A 22692-nucleotide genomic window follows, 5' to 3' on the forward strand; every position below is an offset into this window, starting at 1 on the left:
TGTATCCTTTAAACATTTAATAAAGTCAATAGACGCTCGCGCGCCATTCTTTGGTTGATGGCGTGTTGAAGCACACCGGTTTCTTTTGCTTGCTGCCAGGCTTTTAGTGATCGGACAGCCGAGTCCGTATCCTGATAGGCCGGATAAGTGACGGGACTGACATCGAAAAGCCGGGAAAACCGATGGATTTCACGTATTACCATGCCTTCGTCGTCCTCATACCAATGCTCACCATCGTGAGCAACGCGAAATCCAAAGGATGATTGGTCAATATCGCCTCTTCGCATTGGCTCCAGCACCAAATCGCGGATTGTCTGGGTATCGGGTGCACAGATGTCGTACTGCAAACCGCGTTCATCCACCGATAACGCCAGTGTTCCGGCTACCGTACGACCCAAAATAAAATTAGCATCATGATTAAATAACGCTCTGACATCATCATTGAGCACACCATCAAATGCGTTGGGCTTGATAATCTCTCTAAATCCCCATAATGGCTCTGAGCGACTATTAAAAACAGAGCCATAGCCAATAATTCGTGATGGCTGGGCATCCTGCTGTTCCGCCCTGATTTCTCCGCTGTAACAGCGCGTTTCCCTGTCAAACATCGGCAATTTCCTCTTTGATTTTTTCTTTTGTCTCTTCATCGGTCGTTAAAGGGATTGGGTTGGCGGCATTGACGCTGACCAGCATCTCATCTAGCCCATCTACCGGATTCATGTCCTCAAAGGCCCGTGCTTCATTGCGACTCATCCAACCATCAATAATGGCGTAATGATAGAATTGAGCACGTTCTTGGGGGGTTCCGCGCATCAAACCAGCCAGATTAAAACGCACGTAAAAGCCTGCACGTCGCTCAGCGCGAGTAAATAGACGCCGGTTAAGCTCCTGCTCCCAGTTGGCCACCCAGGGCATGATGCTATAGCGTACAAAGTGAATGGCTTGCGCAGTGATATTGCTGTAGGTGGCTTTCTCCAAATCGTTAATCATATGTGACGGCAAATTAAAAATACCGGCAATCATTGAACGATTGAGTTTCATCATGTCAATAATTTGTGCATCGACTGGCGAAACGGTCAGCGCCTTGTAATCTAAATCCGCTGGCAAAAGTAGCGTTTTATTCTCTTCGCGCCGTAATGCCAACATAGCATTAGTCCATAGCGCTTTTAATCGTAACCAGCCGTCGTCTTTAATTTCTCCTTTGACTGAAACGATGCCGCTAGGTCGTCCATTACCTGCAAAGAAACTAGCCGTATAGTGTTGTCCACTCATGCCGATGCCAATCGTATCAGCATGTTGCAAAATCGGACTTAACCCCATTTTCTGGTTATTGCCCAGTGCTTGAATGTGGATCATATCGTCCATCGATACTGCAAAATGGCCTTGTTCGTTGTAAACGCCGTAGGTATAGCGTCCTCCCGTATTCATCAGTGTGGTTTCCCACGGCATACAGGCTTCCAGTGATAGCACTTCGCCCCGACGAGAGCGTATTACTCGCGTAAAACCATTGCCCCAGCCCAAAATATGCCGTTGAGTTAATTCACGCCACTTGTAACTCGTTTGCCACGTATTTGGCTCATCATGAACCAGATAGAAAGCCGGATGATCGCGGGCAATATCGACGCCTTTATCCGTTTTTCTCATCACATGAAGCGGCATTTGGGCAATGTTTGACGCTAGCACGGTGATACAGGAATAGACGGCAGCCAGTTTCAGCGCGGTTTCAGGATTAACGTAGGTGCCTGATCGGAATAGTCCGTCTGTCTCTGCCATCTCTGTACTCATGCCCGTTTTGGGGTTTTCCAGTGGTTCATGGCGGAAAATGGCATCAAGTAGCATGTCTCCTCCTCATGGCGGCTAATAGCGCCCATGCCAGCACGAGAGTACCGGAAAACATCAGTGAACAGGGCAGACCAAATTGCAGGTACACTCCAGCGGAGAGCAAGCCAAAACCGACCAGCCCGATAATATCAATGATTAAATGTTTCATAGCATTAGGAGATCTTCGATAGGATCCAGTGTTGAGAGAAAATCAGTTTTGTTGCCACCATTAACTAATACGCGACTCATCGCGGTAAATAAGGCCACAGGGCCATCAATTTTTGCTTCAGGTGTTGATTTATTGGGGAAAATATTGTCGTTTTTATCGATTTTCACCGTGATATTCGACATCATCCAGTTCATTAACGGATTTTGTGTATGATGCAGACGTTCGCTATAAACCAGCGCCTCCACCTCTTTCATGGCTTCGGATAAGTTTTTTACCGTTTGCGGCACCTCAACCAGCGGCAAACCCGCTTCAGCAAGCGATAAACTGAATTGGGTCGCACTCCACGGATCGACAGCAATTTCTTTCAAACTTTCGCCTGACACCCAAGCCTGTAGCGCTTCCTTGATTTGCGCATGGTCGATAACATCCCCCTCCGTCAAAGTAAGCATGTCCAGCGCCGCCCACTTGCGGTACATTTCTGCCATTTGGCGTGAGCAGCGCGCTAGCCGTCCCTCTGGGAGCCAGAATTTACCATCGAGAGGAACATGACCCTCATTCGTCCGCCAGACTTTAACTGCCGCACAAATGTCAATTTTGTTTGATAGATCAACGCCTACCCACAGTGGATAGGTGTTTAATTCATACTGTGGCGCGATATATTTGCATTTTTCCCACTTGATCATGTCCATCCATGCTGATTCCGCCGTCACCCACATATTCATATGCTTGGTAAAAAAGTTCACACGGGCGGAAACCTGCTCTTGTGCTTTTTTTGCCAAGCGGCGTAAATCATCCCAGCGTTTACAGATACCCAATCCGGGATTCGCTTTTAACCAGACGCTTTCATCAAAGGGATCGTCGTTTTCATCGAGCGTATAGATGATGGCAAAAAAGGTATCATCTTTGATTGCCCCTTCAACCTTGCTATCAACACCGCGCAATACCTTAATGGCGTAGTCTCGAAGTTCGTAGCAAATGCCTTCCTTGTTAAATCCCGCCGTGGTGATACCAAAAATTAGCGATTGCAGACGAGCCCCGGTTGCTGTTTCCAGTACATCCCACACATCACGGGTTTTGTGAGCGTGAAGTTCATCCACTATGCCACAGTGAATATTTAAACCATCCAGGCTGTGAGCATCTGAGGATAGCGGTTGAAAACGAGAGGTAGAATGTTCCTGATAGATAGCCAGCTTGTTAAATTCAAAAAAACGTCCAAGTGTTAATGGAGCCTTTTTAATCATGCTCTTGGCATCATCAAATACAATGCGAGCCTGATCTCGCGTGGTCGCTGCGGAATAGACTTCTGCACCCCCTTCGCCGTCCGCCCCCGTCATGTACAGGGCAATCCCCGATGAAAGCGTGGACTTGGCGTTCTTTCGCGCCACTTCGTTGTAGGCAGTACGAAAACGCCGTACCATCACAGGCTTGCCGCTGCCGTCAGACTTAAGAACCATTTCACCGGTTTTCTCGTCAATCAATGGAATAACGAAACCAAAAATATTGATCAGAATAAAGGTGTGCCAATCCATCAGATCAATCGACTGACCAGCAAGATTACCTTTGACGTGGGGGATAACTTTATAGAAATTAAGTACATGCTGGGCGCGAGGCTGGCTGAAATAAATGCCGCGCTCTTCGCCGTTTTTAAGGTCATCCAGAAAGCGTAGACAGGCCAGACGGACATATTGACACGCTAGTATCTCGCCAGACACCACGCGCTCGGCATAGCGGATACCTTCGGCAACCGTTGCCATCAGTCCTCCCTTTTGCTTAACAAGGCCGCGAACGGATCTATGGTCTCTGCTTCGTTAACATTGACTTTTGAGCGACTCGCTGGCGTCATGCCGAATTCGGCTTGCATCCTGCAAATACGCTTCCACGCATCAGCCATCATGGCAACTTGCGGATGAGGACGGATCATCACGCTGCCATCAGCCGAGGTGGTTTTGTAAGACTCCCCCTCCTGCTCGATAACGTCACGGTGACGTCTCCACTCGATATAAGCACCAACCAACAATTCAAGCGCCATAGCATCAAGCACGGTGAGCACTCCGATACTATCGAGACGCTCGCTCAAAACCTTAAACCAACCTGAGTTCGGGATAAGAAATAAAGAGAAAGTCTTGATATTCAAATAGTTGAATGAGCCTGTTTTGTTAAAATACTCTAACAGTCTGGTTAAAGAGTAGAGCATTGTTAAACAATTATGGAAAATCTTACTGAACTTTATTGCCTGATGGATGATTTTTGCAAAGACTTCGAGCCAAAAATGCATGAATATTTGCTGACTAACGGTACTAAGCGTCGTAGACGGTCTACTCAGCTTTCGTTGGCGGAAATGATGACACTGGTTGTGTTGTTTCATCAACTCCGATTCAGGCAATTCAAGGTATTTTATCTCTATTATGTCCGCTTATATCTCCGGAAGGAATTTCCTAACTTGCCATCCTATTCACGCTGTGTAGAGTTACTTCCGCGTAGTGCCTTAGCGTTAACGGCACTGTTTGAGTCAATTAAGGGAAAATGCACGGGGCTATCGGTTGCCGATTCTACTCCGATAGCGGTGTGTGATAACTTACGGATCCGCAGACATAAAGTCTTCAATGGGATAGCTGAACGGGGAAAAAATTCAACAGGTTGGTTCTTTGGTTTCAAGCTTCATGTAATTATCAATCATTTGGGGGAAATACTCAGTTTTCGACTCACACCAGGAAACACCGATGATCGGAAACCATTGCCTGAGCTGACAAAGGATCTTTCTGGTTGTTTGTACGCAGATAAAGGGTATTTATCGGCTTCACTGAAACAGCAACTCAAAACGATGGGAATTAGCCTTATAACGAATATCAAGAAGAAAATGAAGCCTATTAAACAGACTTGTTTCGACAAAGCCATCTTGCGTCATCGTTCTGTCATTGAAACGGTATTTGATGAGTTAAAAAATCTTTGTCAAATAGAGCATACGCGACATCGCTCTCCGGCTAACTTTGTAGTGAATTTATTAGGCGGACTGGTTGCATATTGTTTAATGCCATCTAAACCAAAGATACCTGTTGCAGGTACGTATCTTCAAGTATAATTGATAATGCTTATCCCGAACTCAGGTTAAACCAGTATTTTTCCTGCTTGTTGAAATGTTTTGGTGTTGGGGGAACCCCTTTTGTGGGTTGTGGCTCGCTTTTATTAATTGGGCGTTTTGATGGGTTCCCCCTAACCAAACGTAGATGGGTCGGGGTTTTAGGTGGCCCAGACATAATTGAAAACTCCTATTAATCACGCGGTGGGGGTACCGATAAAAAGGTTTTCTAACCTGCGGGGATGTAAGAAAAGGAGGCCGTCCGCTCCTAACCTGTTGTTTATATAGTGATTTTACCTCCCCCTACCATTGATATAATGATGTGCTTGTTGACAAATTATCGTTTATAAACGATAGTGTTAACTATGCATCATATAAGGCACTACCTTGATAAAAACGGACGGGATCACTTTAGCGAGTGGCGAGATCAAATTAGCGACACAAAAGCCAAGATCGCTATTGACCGACGTATTATGCGCATAGAACTAGGAAATTTCGGTGACCATAAACCTGTCCGTGAGGGCGTGTGGGAACTACGTATAGACGTAGGCCCAGGCTATCGTGTTTATTACACTAAAATTAACCTAACTGTCGTTTTACTGCTCTGCGGAGGTGATAAACGCAAACAAAACGCAGATATAGACCGAGCATGTTCCTACTGGCATGACTGGCAACAACGGACAGGAGATTAATAAATGAGAGACAGAGCGCACGACATAGCTATGGCAGAAGTTTTCCGCAACGATCCTAACTATGCTATCGAGCTATTAAATAGCATTTTGGAAGATGGAGAACAGGGAGAACTCTTAATTGCTCTCCGTCAAATGGCGGAAGCATTAGGTGGTGTTAGGAAAGTAGCCAAATCAGCAGAATTAAATCCAAACCAACTGTATCGCACTTTATCAGAATCAGGTAATCCTGAAGTACGCAGTTTGACTGCAATTCTGCGTGCTATGGGACTACGTTTAGCGATTCAACCTATACATACGGCCTCTACTGCAACTCAATGAATTATATAATTTAATGTTCTTTTGCTGTTTTAGCTCGGTGGCAAGCCTGACAAATTGCTTGTAGATTGGCTTCGTCATCTGTGCCGCCGAAGGCTTTTGCCTTAATGTGGTCAACGGCTTTAGCTTCAGTAGCAATCCCTTGTCGTAGGCACGTTTGGCAAAGGTACTTATCGCGTTTCAGGATTCTGGCTCTAAGAATTTCCCACTGTCGACCATAACCTTGTTGTTGCCGCGTTCTACCGCGTTGATGCTGAACCCAGCCTTCGTTTTTGTGCTGCTCACAGTAGCCATATTGTGCTGTCGTGGTATTAGGGCAGCCGTGTTTACGGCAAGGTCTAGGAATTCGGCTGGGCATATTCTATCATCCGTTGTTGATGGTTCATGCTGTGGTGGCGTCTGTTATTTCCCAACAAAAAAAGAGTAATCAAAGTGATAACTGAATTATCAGCGGCTATGGTCGCACTTAAAGAAACTATTAGTCTCGCGAAAACCATAAGTGAAGCTAAAACTGATGCTGACGTTAAAGCAAGCATTTTTGAACTAGAGAGAAAACTATTTAATCTTCAATCTGACTGTTTCGGTCTCGGTGAGGTAATTCAATCGCAGAAAGAACAAATAGCGCATCTCAAAGCAAAAATTGCCGAGTTCGAAAACTTTGCGCGCGAGGCTGAAGGTTATATTTTGAATCAACTTGAATCGGGTACGTTTGTATATTCTAAGAAGGAAACCATGAATGGCACCGAGACAACAGTGCATCTTTGTCCAAATTGTTTTACACGCAAAGTAATATCGATACTTCAGCCGCACGAAAATCATTTTTGTGATAGCGAAAAAGAAAGATATTTTTCTCAATGTTGTTGTCATTCTTGCCGCTCCGTTTTTGCAATGCACAGGTCTTCTTGTGATCCAATGCGAGGCTTTACTGTCTAAATATAGTGAACGGGAATGTTCAGATTGTTAAGGATCGAAGCGTCTAGGGGGCGCTTGTCTTACTTTTCGTTTTCGGCGGCTCAGGTAACGGCATCCAATGGCTAGCTCTGCAAGTTTTCTGAATACCCTGGCAACAATCTGCATAGTGAAACTGAGAATTACCAAGATAAACACCCACCAGATATTCTTTTCTATCCTTTCGATAAATAAGTACTTTATTGTTTATCTCTGGCATACGTATACAACAATCAATCCAGTTCATTTATTCTTCGCTTCGTGTTGATGAGACAAGACGACTTGCCGCACATAGTTTTGCAAGCCGTTTATCTGCTCTTCCGCAACTTCGATTCTTCGTCTGAGGGTGAAATAATTTCGTTGAGCGGTGTAGTCAAGTCTGGCGCGGGTTGCATCATCCAGGCTGGAGGAGGTGGTATTGGCGGACACATTGGAACAGGTTGTGTTGACGCGCAACCGGCGACGATTAGCAGCCACATCGCGCTCAAGCTGGGCAATAAGGTTCTTGTCATGTTCAAGCTCTTTGGTGTGTTGTGTATCCAATGCTGAGATGGTCTGCATTTGATGGCTTAACTGCTCAAATGCAACCTGTTGTTTTTCCCTATCAGATACAGCAATCTTTCGTGCTTTTTCAGTGTCGTAATACAGTGTTCGATAATACAAGGTTGCACCTAGTACCGAGACAATGAGTCCAGCTACAATAGGGAATTGCCAACGCATCATGCTGCCAACCTGTGTTGCTCTTCAATCAATGGCTGGCGATGATTTTTGTCGAATATCCCCATTAACGTAGATTTACGCTGCTCAAAGTCCCACCCCATAGCAATGAATACCGTGTTGGCACGTTGCAATTCGGTAATGCAATGGATCTGCTCTGGTGTTAGATAGTCACGAATGGACTCTTTCTTGCCTATTTCATGGTGGACACGAAATTTTGCAGATGTCATACCAAGTGCAATGCGGTTTATTAAATCAGCCTCGTTACTGAAATGGTGTGGCGCGATGGTTTTCCCTTGTACTTCGCGTTCGTGTTTGATGGCATCGGTCATTGGACGGTACTCAATCCGGGCGGTATTGCGATCCATCTTCTTGCCCGCCAATGCCTTGCGCATACGGAAGAACTCGGAAACCAGCTTCTTCTTGAATACACGAACAGCATCATTGTTGCGCATGTAGGTAATTAAGAGTGTAGTTTGCTGCTCGTTGAGAAATGCAACACGAAGAGGCTTGCCACCGCCTTGGCTTCTCTCAACCATACGGATTTCAAATCCGAGTGGCCCAAACTCTTCCAGATCAGCTTTGTTACGGTCAACAAGCTTGATAATGGTGTCATGATCTTTCTCAACCCCCTCAGCAATCGCCATAGTATTCGCTACAAGATCAAATTTCTTTATTTCCACTAATTGCATTGCTTATTTCCTTTTAGTGATAGAGCCTCGTGCCCAGAAATAGCCAGCCCATGAGTCGGCGCGATGATTGCCACCGGCTATCCTCAAGGCTCTATCCCAAAAGGCTCATGGTTGATATGCACCGGGCATGGTGCGTAGAATGGTTTTGAACTGCTTGATTATTTATTGATTTGAGGCTGATACTTTCCAGCCCAGACTTTGGCAACATACAGACAATCTACAAACATCTTGCCTTTTGCACTGGCGGTATTTCGGCGATAATGTTCTTTCGCTATGTCTGCACTGATTCGTGCCACAGATTGGTCATATCCTTGCTTCATCAATTCAGTTATTACATGTTTTTCAATGAATTCTAGGTTGTTCATAATGATGGCTACTGTGCTTCCTTAAAAAGTTAACAACAATTGAGCTTCTTCAATTAAACCCTTAACCTTCTTCGTATGTGCTGCCTTAATATTTTTCCATTCACTCAATCCGGTACCGAATAAGCTGGCAATCGCCTTATCAGTTTTTAATTCCGCACATGCTGTATTAAGTTCCTGCATGATGCTGCGTTTACGAGGATTGACAACTTGCCCTTTAGTCCAGTATTCATAGAGTACGTCATCACACTCCTCTTGGTACTGAACGACTTTGTCACGGATTTCATGCTTGACCTTGTTGGGGTTAATTGTTTGAAGCCAACCAGCAAGTTTCCGAAGCGGAAGGCAAAGCATCTTTCGTGTTCTACCGTCTTCTGCAACCATTGTGATTTCCGCAATGGTTGTATTAAATCGTTGTTTTAACTTTGTAAATTGAGATGCCCAATCCATCTCCATGCCCTCAACAATAGGTTTCATCGGGGTATACGGTTCTCCGTTGTGGTTAACGATATACAGTGCGTTGCCATGAAAAGGAACAGTGATTGTGTTCATTACGTTTTCCTTAATTTGAAATGAACCTTTGCCGCACAGGAAATCAGTCCATCGAGGCTCGCCAGCACTAACCGACTTCCTCAAAGGCTCATTTCAAATGGTTCAGGTTCGATGTGATGCTTTACGCAGCGGGGCGTATAGAAAAGCCTTGAACGATAACCAAGGCTCATTGAGTTGGATTGATGAGTGCATTTGGATTTAAACAAAGTTCCCGTTCTACCTCCCGGCGTTTAATTAGCCCGTTTGATACCTTTCCTTCATCGTATTTCCATCGTCGCATCTGGTCACAAGCGCCTTGAATATCTCCGGTGTTCAACTTTTTGAGTAGCGTTGAATTGGTAAATGCTCCACTGCCGATGTTATAAACAAATGAAGTCAAGGCGGCTTTTTGTAAATCGGTGAGCGGCACAGTGACATAACGTTCAACGGTAGAGTGTGCTACCTGCAAATCCTGCTTCATCAAATCGTTGCATTCTTCTTCGCTATAAATTTCCCCTGTCGTAACGTCCTTGCCGGTATGACCGTGACAGACGGTGAGCACACCGCCACTATCACGATAGGGCTTATAGCGCTTACCTTCGTGCCACTGCACCAGGACGGCAGCCAGTGCTAATACCCCGCCAGCCGTTGCAGCCACAAGGCGTTTTTTAAGTTGGCTATTCATTAAGATTTCTCGTTCGATAACAATATTCCTTGTGCCGGTAATACCAGTTCAGCCCAACGGTCAACACTGAACAGATAATCCCCGTAACCAGCGCCCATTCACTAAGCGATAGCGCACCGCATAGAAACGTCGTCGCGCTGGCACCATAGGCAGTGCCCGTTGTGTATTTTTCAATATTATTCATAGGTAACTTTATTTATTTTCGAGTGTTTGAATGATGGGGTATGTTTCTTCTGCGCCAAGGTCATTGATTTATGAAAAGATAACAGGCCGCTCTGAGAGTCAAGCCATTTAAGTTATTTGCCAGTTATTTTTTTCTTAAGAAATCCGCGGTACTCTTGCGGATTTCACAACTAGGAAAGGATTTTTCATGCCAGAATTCACTATAAATGTTAAAAATAACATTTCTTCCCTAGATGATATAGACGGCGAGCTTAGAGCGCTAAAACTGGCTATATGTCTGTTAGCAACAAGAATTCCATCTGAGCAAGCTGCGGTAGTTCTTGAGGGTCTTAAGGGAACCAATAATAATTACTGCATTGAATTATCTGAAGTTATCGATAAATTCATAAAGTCGATGGATTCGATATCCTCACAGTCAGTTCTTTCGTTTGGCAAAAACCAGTAACGGGTGTTATCCCTGAAACTACTGCTTCAGCGGTAGTTTTAGCTGCATCAACTACCATCGCTCCCCTAAAACCATTCTTAACGAGATATGTGACGACATCTACCACGGCGACATGAACCGGATTAATTTGGCAGTCAGGGTCTCTTTTGTTTATGAATTTGTTATAAATCATTTTTTCTCCACTTAAATATATTCAGATTGCGTTATAATCGTTAATAACGACAATACACTTGCCGCCTTTTACACCGCCGTTGTTATCCATCTTCTCAACGGTCATCACGCGAACCTGGCTATCATCGTGCCAAATATCCGCTCCCGTTAAAGAATCGAGTACGCCTTTGGAATAATTGTCCACATCACGCTTTATTTTGTTGGGTAGATAGAGTTGCATCAATACGGAGACTTCCCCTTCAAATTTTTGACAGTCAGATTTCTGGCGCATCTCGTTGACAATTTTTGCCGTTGTTGCTTTAAATGCTTTAGCTTTATCACTTAAGTAGGGGCGTTTTGAATTATGTCGCCAATAGGTATTAACGCTGGGCGGGAAAGGGAGTTCGATTATCATGTTTTCATTCAAACCTTACTGGGAAATATTTATCTAAGAATATTTGCAATAATGAAAGGAGCTTTTCAGCCTTGGCTTCCCATCTACCAATAAAAAAACTCAAATCAGTATTTTGAACTACACCCAGGTAAAAAATGATAGGGAGAGCAAGGATAATAAATAAAAACCGGATAAAAATGTTGATATAGTTACTCATGCTTCACGCTCTTTTTAATAGTTTTTTTCTTTGGACATATGTCATTCTGCACCCAAGTCTTCTCCACGGTCGCCAGATAAACAACACACTGCCCTTGCTGTTGCCCGCCTTTCCTTCCTTGCCTGTTTCAGCAGAGATAAATGAGAGTCGCCCCTCGGTGATAAATCGCGCTTCATGAGAGGTTTTTATCGCTTCCTGAAACCATGCCGTAGACGTATCGGAAGGGAGTAACATCACTATCGTTTGATTCTGCTTTCGGTGTTGCTCGGCGGCTTTCTTCACCCAAGGCATAATCTTGCTATAGGGGGGATTGCAGAAAATGGCCCCGTCGCTATTCCAATCGCATCTCAGTGCATCTTGCTGTTCAGTTAAAAAGGCTTTGCATAGCGCGTTATTTTCATCGGCGGCGGCATCCAGTTTAAAACCAAATTCGGCATCCAGTGTGTTAAACACTTCAATAGGGGTACGCCACCTGTCTTTGAAAGACTTTGGTGTATTACTGATTAGCATAATTTTTAAACCACAGTAGGATTTTTGTATAACGGAGAGTTCCAGACTTTGTTAATCATGCAGCGTGGTGTGGGGGGATTATTACCGCTTTCGACCAGTTTAACGGCGACATCCCAAAGTTTGGGGTCAATATTTAGTGTTTTCTCAATATGATAGCCCTTCTCGGTGTATTTCTTAACCAGCCTATTTGCTTGTCGTGTGCTAATGGCTTCATGTCGAAACCAGCTTTTTCTATTGGTTGTCATGGTTGTTTTATCCGGTATACAGAATCAAAATTAACAATAGGTTTAATCTCTTTCTCTCGGCATAGACACGGTAAAATCATGTCTAGCTTAAGGTCTCCATTAGGAAATAACACACAGCATCTCGCCCATGCCATGACAGGATAATAATTTTCTTTGTAATCAGCATACCAACCAGATTCTGCACTGATTAATTCACGAATCTCTATTTTTTCTAATTCCATATTCTGAATCCTGTTTTTAACAAGTAGAAAAGGCGAACACTGCACCGTGTGGTGCTGATAATTTGCATTATTTGTTTACCCTTCTCGTTTTGTGCCGTGACCGACTGACTCGACTGGCGGATGTCGATGAGACCGAATTTATCATGTAAGCTTTTCTAAGCGATTTTCAATCCTATCTGGTACGCGCGGTTTTGGGTGCCTTGTGGTTAGAAAACGCCGTCACGGGCGTTCTAGGTGCCTTAAAATCGATTTATGCAGCCATGCGTGAACGGTAACTGCTCCACGTGAACGTCAAAGTGCAACCGCCCCCGTCGTTCATCCGGTCAATCACGCGCTCTCCGATAAATCCGGCCAGTTCGTTTAATGCCAGATTGCTGATGATTATCGTTGGCTTCATGCTCTCGTAGCGCGTGTTAATGACCTCAAATAAGATCATTTTTTCCGCCTCGCTACCAAACTGAACGCCCACTTCGTCGATGATGAGCAAGTCAGGTTGCGTATAGCGCTTGATAACATCAGCTTCTGAACATTCTGCGTTTTTGCTCCAGGTTGATTTAAATTCGCGGGCAATTCGCAGAACTGTCGTGAATAACGCTGAACTTTGATGTTCGTTGATAACGTGCTTGGCAATCGATAGGGCAAGGTGATTCTTGCCTGTACCGGGCTTACCGCACATTACCAAGCCACCACCCTGCTTAAGGCGTTCAGGCCAATGGGTGGCATAGGCATTGCAGAATTTTAAGCAACGTGCCGCATCAGGATTCACTGGCTCGTAGTTATTCAGGGTGACATCGGCAAAGCGTTCCGGCAGGTTCAGGTTATCCATGAGCATTTTAATTTTGCTGTGCTTGCGGTGTTTTTCCTGTTCTGCTTCGGCTTGCTCCAACTGGGTTAATTTTTCGGTCAGGCAAGCAGGGCATTCGCTTCTTGTTTCAATGCCTTTGCCGTGCAGTGCCATCTTGCGGCAACGCTGTTTGAACATGCCGTGCTTGTCGCAAATGGCTTCCTGTTCCTGGTAAACCGTGTGCTCTAGTGGCTTGGGTGGGGCATTCAGGTCTGCCAGTTTTTGACGCACGGTAGTAATTTCTGCGCTGTAGTTCATAGACCCTCCCTTGCTAGACACTCCCTCGCCCAATCAGGTAGCTGCGGTTCCCCATAGTCCTTGTCAGCAAAGCTATCTGCGACAGAGTGGGCCTTGGCCTGCTGAGTTCTTCCGGGTTGATTAGGCTCGAAGAGTCCTTGCCAACCGTTGGCGATACTGGCGTTAATAATTTCTTCAGGCTGATGTCCGTTATCGCGGCACTTGCCTAGCAGCTTGATAGCCTGAGTTACCGTCATCTGGGATTTAATCGGCTTGTTGATTTCCTTCCGGTACTGTACCCAAGAATCCCAGGTTGGTTTTGGTAGCCAAGAGGGAAGTTCTACCGAACTTGGGTCAAACGATTTTGATTTTTCCGCAAGGGGGACTATAGGGGGTTTATTTGGTTTTAATATATTGTCTTTTGTAGTTTGTCTTTTGTGTTTACCTGATTCGGGTAAACTCTTTTTTCCCGATTTGGGTAATTTTACCTGATTTGGGTATGTCTTTTTCTTACCTAATTCGGGTAAACTTTCTTTACCTGATTTAGGTATGTTGTTGTTACCCGATTGAGGTAAACTTACCTGATTCGGGTAAGATTTTATGTTATTACCTGATTGAGGTAACTTGTCATGACTTAATTGGGATAACTGTACCTCATTTGGGTAATCGTTCGGTTGATTACCTGATTCGGGTAATATTTCATTCAAGCAAGTTTTATCTTTCCACTCACTCAGGCATTGATTTATTCCTACAAACCGTCCTGATGAGATAAGGATTTTTCTTCTAAGTAATGCACCTTTAGCTGTTGAGCATTTATGCGGCAACAACCCTGTTAATTCCGATATCTGCCAATTACTCACCCAGTCTATTTTTTTGTTATAGCCATAGGTTTTTCTGATAATTGCCATAACAACCAAAAGTTGATGTTGTGTTAAACCTGCGGTCAGAATCCCCTCAAGAAGTTCATTGGAGATTCTTGTGTATCCTTCTTCTAGCTCAATAACATTAATTTTATTTTCTTCTTTCTGAGCTTCAAAATCAGCATAAGCAACGTTAGTCATAACAGACTCCTACAATTATTTTAAATCGATGTTGGATAACTTATGGTTCAGCTGTACTTATCAATTTCATGTAAAATGCAATCGATATCCGCACATAAGTAATCCAGTATTTCAGGGAGCCAAGGATTCGGTTTGCTGTAACATTCATTCGGATCAAAATACTTGTAAATGTTAGCAGCGACTTCTCTTGCTCTGATAAGCCTGCTATGACTTTCGTGACTAATTTCTAGCTTTATTTTTTCCTGCTGTGCAGTAGAGATATCAACAATTTTCATGTTAATTTCCCTCCATGCTTGCATGCACAGGTTGACGACCAGCCCAGATTAGGCGGCTGTCTTTGAATAGGGTGGTGAAGGTACGGAAGTCCCTATGCGTGAATGACACCTTGCCATAGGGACGATTTGAATCTAAACGGATAACCCAGTAAGTATCTGTAAATTTAGAGTGAGTATGACTAGGGATAGTCGCCATTGACGCGATCTCCTTGTACTTATTCAGGAAATCACCGCTAGAGGTTCCAATCTCTTTATGGGCGGTGACGCTATCAGGGTTGGAACTACTGGCGTACAAGGAGACCAGCCAATCCGAAGATTGCCCTGACAACGCCACCATTGAATGTTGCGAGGCATTGTCTACGACATAAAAAAAGACGCTATCTTCGGCGTCTATTGTCGCCTTGTACCAATTCAGGGTTCCAAACCTGTCACTAGGATTTACTAGTGCATGATTACTATAGGCGAAATTTGCCAAAATAGGCAAGGGATTTTTAATAAAATCAACACAATTATCGGCAGAGGTGCGGCGATCTTGACGTGTAAACGACACTTTGCCGTAAGGGGTAGTTGAGTATTCTTGGATAATCCAGTAGGTATCAATAAACTCAGGGCGAGTTTGGGTGGTAGCAACCATAGTGGCGGCCTCTTCTGTAAGGTTTTTCAACCTCACCAACCCGCGACTAAACGGGGTGGCGAGACGTATTGGGGTTAGTCGACTGGTACAGAAGAAACCAGCGAGCATTTCTGCTCCCCCGCTACGTCCCACCATAACAGGGGCGTAACGCTGATTTCAGACGTAAAAAAACCGCAAATTTAAGCGGCTTAACGTCCGCTTCTGTACTCGGGCGACTAAACCCGGCACCCGTTTTGTTAAGGTGCTGAGTACAATATAGCTCATTTTTGTCCTTGCCGTCAAACGAGTTCGCTTGCTATTGCTTCCTGCTCAGCAACAAGTATGTCATTGAATTTTTGAAGCGCTTTTTCGTTGTAGTGGAAGGACTCAACTTGTTTAGTGCTATAGCGTGACTTATCTAGATAGTATTTGCCGTATGTATCGTTTTTCATGTTGTTGTCATTGGCAATACGGCCAATCTTGTTAGCTGAAATATTAAACATCTTGCCAATTTGTGTTGCGGTATAACTCTTCTCTTCAAGCACAGGCAGAGGGATAACTTCATTGCCCGCTATAGGGTTAATCAGTCCAGCAATAACGGCTTGACGGGCGGCATCAGAAAGCCCCGTAGCCCACTGGAAAGTCTTTTCAGCTATCTCCATCTGGATTTGCATGGCTCGTGCTTTACGGTATTCTGGTAAGCCGCTACCTTCGTCACGGTGGACTGTTTTCATGCTGTAGCTTCCCTGCTGACGTAATGTAGGTAACACCTCTTCGCATACCCAATCCTGAACACGTTCAGCAGAGGGTAGTTTGCTTTTCAGTATCAGGCGATAGAGATCCGATTCCGGCGCAAGGATGATTCCTTTAGGGTAAAAGCCTAAATTCAATTCCGTTGTTTCGACGGAATCAAGTTTAATCAATGACTTACAGTGATTATTTAATGCCTGATGTGGGTCGCTATATCCAAGAGCCTTTGCAAGTTCGACTGCAAAGAACACAGGCTTGCCTTGGTAGAGCGTTCCCTGTAGCTCGACATCGGCATCAGCAGACTTAAATAGCATTAATTGTGTTTTGGTAATGTTGGTCATAACAATTTTCCATAGTTAAACGGATATGGTTAAAAGGCATTAAGGGTTGTTAACTTGCGAAATTTACAGATTGGGTTATGCCGCAATTCCGTTCATCATGACGCTTAAGAGCTTAGGAAACAGACTGTCGTAGAAGTGTGGCTGTGTCTGACGTGGGTTATTCGGATCGGTCAGATTCTTACCGAACTGCAAACCTTTCTCCGTTAGCGACCAGAACAGTTTTTCTTTATCAGGATGCTTGCTGCTAGGGCGAGATTTACGTTCAGCGAGTCCGAGCAATTGCAGCCGCCGATAGCCAGATTGTGGCGTGTAGGGTTTCCCGTGTAACAGTAAAAGCTCAGTGAGCGAATGTGTAACCTCACTTGATCCGGTGACATTGCCCTCTGGTGCGTCTACCGTGTAGGCTGGTAGAATATCTGGCATGCCGAGCGACGATTGGAGTTTTTTCATTGCTCCCAACATGGCGGAAGGTGCTATTCGTAGCTCTTGCTTGTAGAAAGCCAGCATTGCCAATCCAGCCTGTACTTTATCAGTTAGCGGTTGTATAGGTGTAGAAATCACTTCATCAAAAGTACGAATAACTTTGAGATGAAAAGCTGCACTAATCCACATTGCATAAGCGTAAACAAGTTCTTTGGCAACGTATGTTCCTTGCTCTGTACCTCCTCTAATAACCGATACCGGAATTCCGCCCTCGCTCAAAAATTGCTCAATTAATTCTTGAGTTTGTTTATTAGCAAGCCAATATGCAGGACTGTCTTTTTTAAGATCACCAGCGGCTTTATGCAAATCATTCAAACAGTAACGCCCGAAAACATCCTGACGGACGACGGTATTTTCAATCACAACTAACTTGGTCATAATAATTTCTTCACTATTAAATGAATTTCGTAAAAGTCTATTAACGAGCTACTTGTAAAATTTTGCTTGTTGACCCTCAAAAGGTTTAAACTAAAGAAAAAACAGGAGGATCCGCTATGGGCCAAGTTGCATTTGATACTCAAGAATTCGTTGAAACGCTAGAAAACGCAGGGTTGCCGAAAGATCAGGCCAGAGCGATCTCTATCGCTGTTCGCAAGTCTCATGAAGTGGCCGATGTTGCTACCAAAGCGGATATCGTTGAAGTGAAGCACGAAATTGCCGAAGTCAACCGGAACGTTGCCGATGTCCGCAAGGACTTATCTGCTGAGATTGCCAATGTTAGGCATGAGATTGCCGATGTTCGTAAGGATATTGAACATCGCTTTGAAAAAGTTGAAACGCAAATCGTCGATTCCCGTAAAGATACGGCAGCTCAAATTGCTTTACTTCGTAAAGATGTTGAAAGTATATCAACTTGGTTACTCATAAAAATGGCGGGTATGATGGCTGCTATCGTCGGTATCGCTACGGCCATTATGAAATTTCTTTAAACTAGCCTTCAAAAGGGGATCTCGTCGTCATAAAATGGGCCTGACGTTACATTTCCAGATTGACTTGCTAGCGGTTGATTTTGTTGGGGTTTACTTTCTTTCTTGCTAGAAAAATCAATCTCGTTGACAAGCACAACAGCGGTTGTTTTTTCTGTACCATCTTTGCCCGTCCAACTTTCGAGCCAAAATTGCCCGATAACAGTAACCTTGGTTCCTCGTGTCAGATAAATGGGTAACTTTTCAGCTTTGGCACCAAACATTCGACACTGCACCCAAGAGGTTTTCTCATGCTCGCCGTATCCTTGCTTGACCGGTAAAGAAAATGTGGCAATTAACTTGCCGCTTGAAGTGCTGCGAGTCGTGCAGTCACCACCAAGATTGCCGGAAAATATCACGGTGTTTATACTCATTGTGTTGGTTCCAGTTCTGATTTACGCAGGTCATAAACTTGTTTTGCTTTCTTCTGATGTTCACCAGACAAATTCTTAAAGGCATATCTGAACGACGTTTTCAAATCCTCATAAGAATTAGCCTGAATCGCGCCATCAGTGAATTTTTTTAAAATTTCGTCTGAGCTTGCGTTAATGGGTATACTCTGTTTTTGTTGTGAATATTCATTCGTATCCGCATCTTTAGCGTCATCAATAGCAAACAGTCCGTTTAACGCATACTTTCTGGCGTATGAAATGGTTGCGCCCGTTAACTGAGACTCATCAAATCCTTTTTTCTGTTCCGGTTCACGAGCAGAAGACGTTGCCGAAAACGTAAATTGCCCATCTGTTAATGTTGCCGTTGATTTCACATAATGGCGATTGCCAATATAGGTAATTTCATCATCTATTTTGATGTCCAATTGACACTTTAAGAGTAGCGGTTTAACGGCTTCAAGAATGCCTTCACAGGTTCTGTATTTATACTTTGCAAAGTTGTTCCATTCGCTTTTTGGTGCGTTCAAATCTCGCTGTATTTCTCTAATTTTTGCATGAAATGCTTTCTCTAAATCAATCACATTATTGGATGATGACATCGATTGTATCCTCTATTAAATTGAGAAAATCCTTTCGTCTCAGACGAAGTTGATTTATCTCGTCTTGATAGTCTTTTCTCGCTAGACGATAAATAATGAGCTGTTTGTCTTCTGGGAAATCAGCGCAGTAGCTAACGAAATCCACCCAATCACGCGCTGTACAATCGAGGTGGCCTATCAATTGCCACTTGTAAGCAGGGTCAAAAGTTCTACGTTTCAATGTTTCAAAATGCACAGCGGCGGTAACGGACTTGATTTCTATCACGCCATCGCTTCCTACAATGCCGTCTGGACTATCGCCATAATCACCGAGGTCGAAAAATCCGCCATTGGTGACATCAACACTCCTCTCAATCTCATAGAGCGTTCTAGCCATCGGTTCTTGTTCATGGCCTCGCTGCATGTGCGCATTAGTAAAGCTAAATTCAGACTTGTTGCCCTTGATAATCTCAAGCGCAATTTGTAGTGCATATCGTTTTGCCGGTTCACCAAAAGCCCTCCCTGCGTTCGCCATGAAACAGCCAAATTGAGACGCGGTCACCTTTCCTGTGCGCAGTTCATTCCATTCCTGAGTATTTTGTTCTACGTCATGCCACAGCATCATGCTGGCACCTCGTAGTAAGCATCACGGCATCGCATCAGATACAGAATTTGCGCCGCTGTCTGCATAACGTCATACAGCGCGTCATTAAAGCTATCAGTCGTTTCTAGTGCCAGCAATAAAGCATCATATTTTTCACCTGACTTTGAACCAGAAAATAGTTGAGCAATATAGGGATTAGTCAAAATCTCGTATAAGTATTCACCCTCTGGTACACATGCCTCTACTTCTTCGATTGTTAAGTGTTTCCTCGCCCGAAGAATTTCATTTTCAGTTTGAATGTCCATGTGGCTTCCTTCTTCGGCGGCAGATTACTACTTAATTTATTTTCCTTGCCCAAATGCGCCACCGCTGACTGTTCCAGTATATTTCTGGCAATGCTTGTTTTGCATGAGTACATCCGTCGCATTTATGGTTATTTTTTTCGTTATCTTTTTGTTTGGCTTACAGGTTGTGAGCGCAAACTTCGCCAATCTATGTACTGCATTCCTCTGTTCTGGGGTTGCTTCTAGATGTTCGTTATTGAGGTGCTGTTTTGCTTTTACCGCCTTAAATACTGATTTGCACAGCGGACAAAAAGCCGTCATTTCCCAAAATTTCACGTATATTCCTCCGTTTGACGTGAAGCAATCTCGTCGCCTTCTTCGGCGATAGCGGCTCTTGACCGTATAGAGATAAGCTTTTGGTAGGCATCGATTATTGATGCTGTCAGTAGGGTATCTGTCTACTTGATTTTTAAATGACGCGAGAAGGTTTACGATATCGCGTTCTTGTGTGTGATGTTCGGCGGGTTCACGCCATATGTTATTAATGATTTCTTCGGTTGAGCTTTTTTTTGAATTTTCTTGGTGTACAAGATGTAGTCTTAGTAAACGAATTGCGTCTTTCTGTCTGTACTGTTCGATATACATTGTTTTTCTAAGGTTATTGCGATTTTTCTTTGAATTCACAATGCCCCCTCCACAAGAAGATTTATGCTAAGCACGAAACGTACTTACTACAAATCCACCTATTGGTTATTTGGTGTTTGTGTACGCTGCCGTCAGCGTACCCCGTTCGGAAAGTCCCTACGTAAAGTAGGCTCAACTTCGCTTCACATAAACTTCATGCTCAGCTATCAGCAAATTACAGGCGTAACTTCCCTGCCATCCGTTTCACAGATTTTGTTTTACTGATACCGTATTGTTAAAGAGCAGTTCCGCAGGAAACGCTGGCTATGGACTTTTATTCAAATTTCTTGCTTGGTGATTACAACCCAAGCCATTTAAGCCAAGCGTCACGTTCTTCTGCGGGACGATTAAAGTAGGCTGCTCGCAGCCCTCTATTAAATTCGGGAATGTATATCAATCGTTCTCTCACTCGAGAATTCGGTTTACTTGGGTCTTGCAATGGAATGACCGGCAACTTGTTGTTTTCGATCATTTCCTGGACAGCGCTAGGGGTTTTGCCGATTAACTCTGCAAATTTTTTAACGTGCATGACATCTATCGGATATCTCATCTCGTAGTCGTCGTTAATCATTCCTTCCCTCGCTTTCATCTCTTTAAAACGCTTAGTACCGCTTAAAACCCCTTAAAACCCAAATTCTGGTATGCTTAATACTGGGTGCATTTGCCGCGATTTATCCAGTTTGTCTGATTTTAGAGGCAGTTGCAGAGCAATAAAGGTTCTATAACACAGACCTTTATTGAGAATATAGTCTATGATATGGAACCTTGTCAAATGAAAATGTCTCAAAAGATTAAAGCCATCAGAAAAGCAGAGGGGTTAACACAGATCACGTTCTGTAAAATTACCGGGATAGCATTAAGTTCGTTAAAAAATTATGAAGGAGGACACGCGGAGCCAGGTCTTCAACCTATACTCCAAATTACAAATACAAGTCTTTTTGAAAAATATACATTCTGGCTGATGACCGATAAGGTAAAGCCAGAAGCCGGGCAAATCGAACCGGCTTTCTCTCTCAGTGGCTCGGAAGTCTCGGAGAAGAAGGATCAAAGAAAATCCTTCCATACGAAGGTGAATTGATGTTAGCACTACATGATTTTTGGATGGTGAGTGAAACAATAGTTGTCTAACTAAAAGGGAGTTTTTCGCCCCATATAGCTATTCATTACAGTTAGTTATAATACATATCAAGATATCAAATTATCATTATATCTTGATATCTAAACGTTATCTTGATAGAATGATATCTATATATAAAGATATCTAGAGGTAGGGGTAATTATGATTTATGCTGTAGTTAATACAAAAGGTGGAGTAGGGAAAACAACTACCGCAGTTCATTTAGCTACAATGCTATCCCGAAACGGTAAAGTCCTACTTATTGATGGTGATCCACAAGCAAGCGCCGCTAGTTGGGCAGCTTGGCGTAGAGATAATCAGACCTATACTCCTAGCCCCACAACTACTTGTCTTACAGGAAAAGCCATACTTAATGAAGGAAAAGCATTAGCTTTGAATTTTGATCATACCGTTGTTGATGTTGGTGGGCGTGACGCTTCGGGATTACGCTCTGCCTTACTGCTAGCTAATAAAGCAATTATACCTATTGGGGCTTCTAATCTAGATGCCGCAGCGATGGCAGATATGTTAGAAATTTTAGAATTAGCGAAAGATTATAATCCTAATTTAGACGTGCGAGTGTTACTGAGTCGTGTAGATCCAAGAACGAAAGATACAAAAGAGATGTTAGAGTTTTTAACTGAGCAAAACATCGCGGTACTTAAAAGTTATGTTTGTGAGCGTGTAGCTTTTCGTCGAGCAATCGGAGAGGGAGCAACAGTCTTTGAATTCGGAAAAGATAGCGCAGCGATAAAGGATATTGAATCATTTTTCGTGGAGGTTGAAAAATGAAAAAAAAACCGGATTTAAAGCTGTTTAAAGATCCTGAAAATTTTCTGAATGGGGGTGCGGCTGATATAGCTGAAAAAGATTACACAGTTAAACATAAAGGTAAATTTTCAGAAAAAAAATTAACACAACAAAAGATATTTCGGTTATCAGTTGAAGTTTCAAATGCTCTTAAGCTTTATATTGCTCAATCTCAAGCAAATACAGGAATTAGGATCACAGAAACAGAAATAGTAGAAAAACTATTAAGAGAGTATTTAGATTTAAAATGATATCAAGTTATCTAACTATCTTAATATCAA

The 22692-nt window shown here is 43.5% G+C and carries 38 protein-coding genes and 1 pseudogene; 9 read left to right on the forward strand and 30 right to left on the reverse strand.

The window, feature by feature from the left end:
- Nucleotides 1–8: 8 nt before the first annotated feature.
- From V3224_RS27490 to V3224_RS27505, 4 genes are all read right to left on the reverse strand, one after another.
- The gene (locus tag V3224_RS27490; protein WP_334473671.1) at nt 9–608 is read right to left on the reverse strand and encodes an HK97 family phage prohead protease; all 600 of its coding nucleotides are present in this window, start codon (nt 606–608) and stop codon (nt 9–11) included.
- Entirely contained in the window at nt 601–1839 is a 1239-nt protein-coding gene (locus V3224_RS27495) for a phage portal protein (protein ID WP_334473673.1), read from the reverse strand. The genes V3224_RS27490 and V3224_RS27495 overlap by 8 nt, the downstream gene beginning before the upstream one ends.
- Before the next feature lie 147 nt (nt 1840–1986).
- Nucleotides 1987–3744: a terminase large subunit gene (locus V3224_RS27500; protein ID WP_334470720.1), complete on the reverse strand. Its 1758-nt coding sequence runs from the start codon at nt 3742–3744 to the stop codon at nt 1987–1989.
- Nucleotides 3744–4124, reverse strand: a complete 381-nt coding sequence (locus V3224_RS27505; RefSeq protein WP_334470719.1) for a phage terminase small subunit P27 family — start codon at nt 4122–4124, stop codon at nt 3744–3746. Before V3224_RS27505 ends, V3224_RS27500 begins: the two co-directional genes overlap by 1 nt.
- A gap of 72 nt (nt 4125–4196) precedes the next feature.
- Between V3224_RS27505 and V3224_RS27510 the strand changes: the two genes are divergently transcribed.
- On the forward strand, nt 4197–5069 hold the full coding sequence (locus V3224_RS27510) for an IS982 family transposase (protein ID WP_334467716.1): 873 nt from the start codon (nt 4197–4199) through the stop codon (nt 5067–5069).
- A 28-nt stretch (nt 5070–5097) separates the two neighbouring features.
- Here the strand turns inward: V3224_RS27510 and V3224_RS27515 are convergent.
- A pseudogene (locus tag V3224_RS27515) lies at nt 5098–5244 on the reverse strand (phage terminase small subunit P27 family); the annotation flags it as partial.
- A gap of 187 nt (nt 5245–5431) precedes the next feature.
- Here V3224_RS27515 and V3224_RS27520 point away from each other — a divergent pair.
- Together V3224_RS27520 and V3224_RS27525 are read left to right on the forward strand one after the other, a co-directional pair.
- Nucleotides 5432–5758 carry a type II toxin-antitoxin system RelE/ParE family toxin gene (locus V3224_RS27520; protein WP_334473674.1) on the forward strand — a complete coding sequence of 109 codons (327 nt, stop codon included), beginning with the start codon at nt 5432–5434 and terminating at the stop codon, nt 5756–5758.
- A 30-nt stretch (nt 5759–5788) separates the two neighbouring features.
- Complete coding sequence (locus V3224_RS27525; protein WP_442891128.1) at nt 5789–6076, forward strand: helix-turn-helix domain-containing transcriptional regulator; 288 nt, start codon at nt 5789–5791, stop codon at nt 6074–6076.
- A gap of 10 nt (nt 6077–6086) precedes the next feature.
- Here V3224_RS27525 and V3224_RS27530 read toward each other — a convergent pair whose 3' ends face one another.
- Nucleotides 6087–6431, reverse strand: a complete 345-nt coding sequence (locus V3224_RS27530) for an HNH endonuclease (protein ID WP_334473678.1) — start codon at nt 6429–6431, stop codon at nt 6087–6089.
- A gap of 26 nt (nt 6432–6457) precedes the next feature.
- Between V3224_RS27530 and V3224_RS27535 the strand changes: the two genes are divergently transcribed.
- The gene (locus V3224_RS27535) at nt 6458–7006 is read left to right on the forward strand and encodes a hypothetical protein (RefSeq protein ID WP_334473679.1); all 549 of its coding nucleotides are present in this window, start codon (nt 6458–6460) and stop codon (nt 7004–7006) included.
- A 43-nt stretch (nt 7007–7049) separates the two neighbouring features.
- Here V3224_RS27535 and V3224_RS30415 read toward each other — a convergent pair whose 3' ends face one another.
- The 7 genes from V3224_RS30415 to V3224_RS27565 form a co-directional block, all read right to left on the reverse strand.
- Nucleotides 7050–7268 (reverse strand): DUF551 domain-containing protein, encoded by a 219-nt coding sequence (locus V3224_RS30415; RefSeq protein WP_442891109.1) that lies wholly within the window; start codon nt 7266–7268, stop codon nt 7050–7052.
- A complete protein-coding gene (locus V3224_RS27540; RefSeq protein ID WP_334473592.1) occupies nt 7265–7744 on the reverse strand; it encodes a lysis protein in 480 nt (159 codons plus the stop codon). Before V3224_RS27540 ends, V3224_RS30415 begins: the two co-directional genes overlap by 4 nt.
- Complete coding sequence (locus V3224_RS27545) at nt 7741–8430, reverse strand: Rha family transcriptional regulator (protein ID WP_334468946.1); 690 nt, start codon at nt 8428–8430, stop codon at nt 7741–7743. The genes V3224_RS27540 and V3224_RS27545 overlap by 4 nt, the downstream gene beginning before the upstream one ends.
- Before the next feature lie 158 nt (nt 8431–8588).
- Nucleotides 8589–8795: a hypothetical protein gene (locus V3224_RS27550; RefSeq protein WP_334473594.1), complete on the reverse strand. Its 207-nt coding sequence runs from the start codon at nt 8793–8795 to the stop codon at nt 8589–8591.
- A 21-nt stretch (nt 8796–8816) separates the two neighbouring features.
- Nucleotides 8817–9344, reverse strand: a complete 528-nt coding sequence (locus V3224_RS27555) for a phage antirepressor N-terminal domain-containing protein (protein ID WP_334473596.1) — start codon at nt 9342–9344, stop codon at nt 8817–8819.
- Between the two features lie 166 nt (nt 9345–9510).
- Nucleotides 9511–10008, reverse strand: coding sequence for a lysozyme (locus V3224_RS27560; protein ID WP_334473597.1), 498 nt, complete (start codon nt 10006–10008; stop codon nt 9511–9513).
- Entirely contained in the window at nt 10001–10192 is a 192-nt protein-coding gene (locus V3224_RS27565; protein ID WP_334473598.1) for a phage holin family protein, read from the reverse strand. The genes V3224_RS27560 and V3224_RS27565 overlap by 8 nt, the downstream gene beginning before the upstream one ends.
- Nucleotides 10193–10378: 186 nt before the next feature.
- On the opposite strand from V3224_RS27565, the gene V3224_RS27570 reads away from it, so the two are divergent.
- The gene (locus V3224_RS27570) at nt 10379–10636 is read left to right on the forward strand and encodes a hypothetical protein (RefSeq protein WP_334473600.1); all 258 of its coding nucleotides are present in this window, start codon (nt 10379–10381) and stop codon (nt 10634–10636) included.
- Nucleotides 10637–10829: 193 nt separating this feature from the next.
- On the opposite strand, the gene V3224_RS27575 is transcribed toward V3224_RS27570, so the two are convergent.
- The 11 genes from V3224_RS27575 to V3224_RS27625 all read right to left on the reverse strand — a co-directional run bounded on the left by V3224_RS27575 (nt 10830) and on the right by V3224_RS27625 (nt 17355).
- Complete coding sequence (locus V3224_RS27575) at nt 10830–11201, reverse strand: RusA family crossover junction endodeoxyribonuclease (RefSeq protein ID WP_334473601.1); 372 nt, start codon at nt 11199–11201, stop codon at nt 10830–10832.
- A 4-nt stretch (nt 11202–11205) separates the two neighbouring features.
- Nucleotides 11206–11397, reverse strand: coding sequence for a hypothetical protein (locus tag V3224_RS27580; protein ID WP_334473603.1), 192 nt, complete (start codon nt 11395–11397; stop codon nt 11206–11208).
- Nucleotides 11398–11400: 3 nt separating this feature from the next.
- Nucleotides 11401–11907 (reverse strand): phage N-6-adenine-methyltransferase, encoded by a 507-nt coding sequence (locus tag V3224_RS27585; RefSeq protein ID WP_334473605.1) that lies wholly within the window; start codon nt 11905–11907, stop codon nt 11401–11403.
- Nucleotides 11908–11912: 5 nt separating this feature from the next.
- Nucleotides 11913–12152: a hypothetical protein gene (locus tag V3224_RS27590; RefSeq protein ID WP_334473606.1), complete on the reverse strand. Its 240-nt coding sequence runs from the start codon at nt 12150–12152 to the stop codon at nt 11913–11915.
- Nucleotides 12149–12373: a hypothetical protein gene (locus tag V3224_RS27595; protein WP_334473608.1), complete on the reverse strand. Its 225-nt coding sequence runs from the start codon at nt 12371–12373 to the stop codon at nt 12149–12151. Before V3224_RS27595 ends, V3224_RS27590 begins: the two co-directional genes overlap by 4 nt.
- Before the next feature lie 250 nt (nt 12374–12623).
- Nucleotides 12624–13475 (reverse strand): ATP-binding protein, encoded by an 852-nt coding sequence (locus V3224_RS27600; RefSeq protein ID WP_334473610.1) that lies wholly within the window; start codon nt 13473–13475, stop codon nt 12624–12626.
- Complete coding sequence (locus V3224_RS27605; RefSeq protein WP_334473612.1) at nt 13472–14515, reverse strand: replication protein; 1044 nt, start codon at nt 14513–14515, stop codon at nt 13472–13474. The genes V3224_RS27600 and V3224_RS27605 overlap by 4 nt, the downstream gene beginning before the upstream one ends.
- Nucleotides 14516–14562: 47 nt before the next feature.
- The gene (locus tag V3224_RS27610) at nt 14563–14790 is read right to left on the reverse strand and encodes a hypothetical protein (RefSeq protein ID WP_334473614.1); all 228 of its coding nucleotides are present in this window, start codon (nt 14788–14790) and stop codon (nt 14563–14565) included.
- Between the two features lies 1 nt (nt 14791).
- Nucleotides 14792–15424, reverse strand: coding sequence for an ash family protein (locus V3224_RS27615; RefSeq protein WP_334473615.1), 633 nt, complete (start codon nt 15422–15424; stop codon nt 14792–14794).
- A 278-nt stretch (nt 15425–15702) separates the two neighbouring features.
- Nucleotides 15703–16494: a BRO-N domain-containing protein gene (locus V3224_RS27620; RefSeq protein WP_334473616.1), complete on the reverse strand. Its 792-nt coding sequence runs from the start codon at nt 16492–16494 to the stop codon at nt 15703–15705.
- 75 nt (nt 16495–16569) lie between these two features.
- The gene (locus V3224_RS27625) at nt 16570–17355 is read right to left on the reverse strand and encodes a KilA-N domain-containing protein (RefSeq protein ID WP_334473617.1); all 786 of its coding nucleotides are present in this window, start codon (nt 17353–17355) and stop codon (nt 16570–16572) included.
- 116 nt (nt 17356–17471) lie between these two features.
- Here V3224_RS27625 and V3224_RS27630 point away from each other — a divergent pair, with 116 nt between their 5' ends.
- Nucleotides 17472–17906: a hypothetical protein gene (locus V3224_RS27630; RefSeq protein ID WP_334473618.1), complete on the forward strand. Its 435-nt coding sequence runs from the start codon at nt 17472–17474 to the stop codon at nt 17904–17906.
- Nucleotides 17907–17914: 8 nt separating this feature from the next.
- Here V3224_RS27630 and V3224_RS27635 read toward each other — a convergent pair whose 3' ends face one another.
- From V3224_RS27635 to V3224_RS27660, 6 genes are all read right to left on the reverse strand, one after another.
- Nucleotides 17915–18316 (reverse strand): single-stranded DNA-binding protein, encoded by a 402-nt coding sequence (locus tag V3224_RS27635; protein ID WP_334473619.1) that lies wholly within the window; start codon nt 18314–18316, stop codon nt 17915–17917.
- Nucleotides 18313–18933 (reverse strand): ERF family protein, encoded by a 621-nt coding sequence (locus V3224_RS27640; RefSeq protein WP_334473621.1) that lies wholly within the window; start codon nt 18931–18933, stop codon nt 18313–18315. The genes V3224_RS27635 and V3224_RS27640 overlap by 4 nt, the downstream gene beginning before the upstream one ends.
- Complete coding sequence (locus tag V3224_RS27645) at nt 18917–19537, reverse strand: YqaJ viral recombinase family protein (protein ID WP_334473623.1); 621 nt, start codon at nt 19535–19537, stop codon at nt 18917–18919. Before V3224_RS27645 ends, V3224_RS27640 begins: the two co-directional genes overlap by 17 nt.
- Nucleotides 19534–19821, reverse strand: a complete 288-nt coding sequence (locus tag V3224_RS27650) for a hypothetical protein (protein ID WP_334473625.1) — start codon at nt 19819–19821, stop codon at nt 19534–19536. Before V3224_RS27650 ends, V3224_RS27645 begins: the two co-directional genes overlap by 4 nt.
- Before the next feature lie 36 nt (nt 19822–19857).
- Nucleotides 19858–20484 (reverse strand): hypothetical protein, encoded by a 627-nt coding sequence (locus tag V3224_RS27655; RefSeq protein WP_334473627.1) that lies wholly within the window; start codon nt 20482–20484, stop codon nt 19858–19860.
- A gap of 298 nt (nt 20485–20782) precedes the next feature.
- The gene (locus V3224_RS27660) at nt 20783–21055 is read right to left on the reverse strand and encodes a Cox family DNA-binding protein (protein WP_334473629.1); all 273 of its coding nucleotides are present in this window, start codon (nt 21053–21055) and stop codon (nt 20783–20785) included.
- A gap of 201 nt (nt 21056–21256) precedes the next feature.
- Here V3224_RS27660 and V3224_RS27665 point away from each other — a divergent pair, with 201 nt between their 5' ends.
- The 3 genes from V3224_RS27665 to V3224_RS27675 all read left to right on the forward strand — a co-directional run bounded on the left by V3224_RS27665 (nt 21257) and on the right by V3224_RS27675 (nt 22662).
- Nucleotides 21257–21562, forward strand: a complete 306-nt coding sequence (locus V3224_RS27665; protein ID WP_334473630.1) for a helix-turn-helix transcriptional regulator — start codon at nt 21257–21259, stop codon at nt 21560–21562.
- A gap of 201 nt (nt 21563–21763) precedes the next feature.
- Complete coding sequence (locus V3224_RS27670; protein ID WP_334473632.1) at nt 21764–22393, forward strand: ParA family protein; 630 nt, start codon at nt 21764–21766, stop codon at nt 22391–22393.
- Nucleotides 22390–22662 carry a hypothetical protein gene (locus V3224_RS27675; protein ID WP_334473633.1) on the forward strand — a complete coding sequence of 91 codons (273 nt, stop codon included), beginning with the start codon at nt 22390–22392 and terminating at the stop codon, nt 22660–22662. Before V3224_RS27670 ends, V3224_RS27675 begins: the two co-directional genes overlap by 4 nt.
- The last annotated feature ends 30 nt before the right edge of the window (nt 22663–22692 follow it).

Origin of the sequence: Arsenophonus sp. PmNCSU2021_1 (assembly GCF_036919435.1) — a bacterium.
GTDB classification, from domain to species: Bacteria; Pseudomonadota; Gammaproteobacteria; order Enterobacterales; family Enterobacteriaceae; genus Arsenophonus; species Arsenophonus nilaparvatae.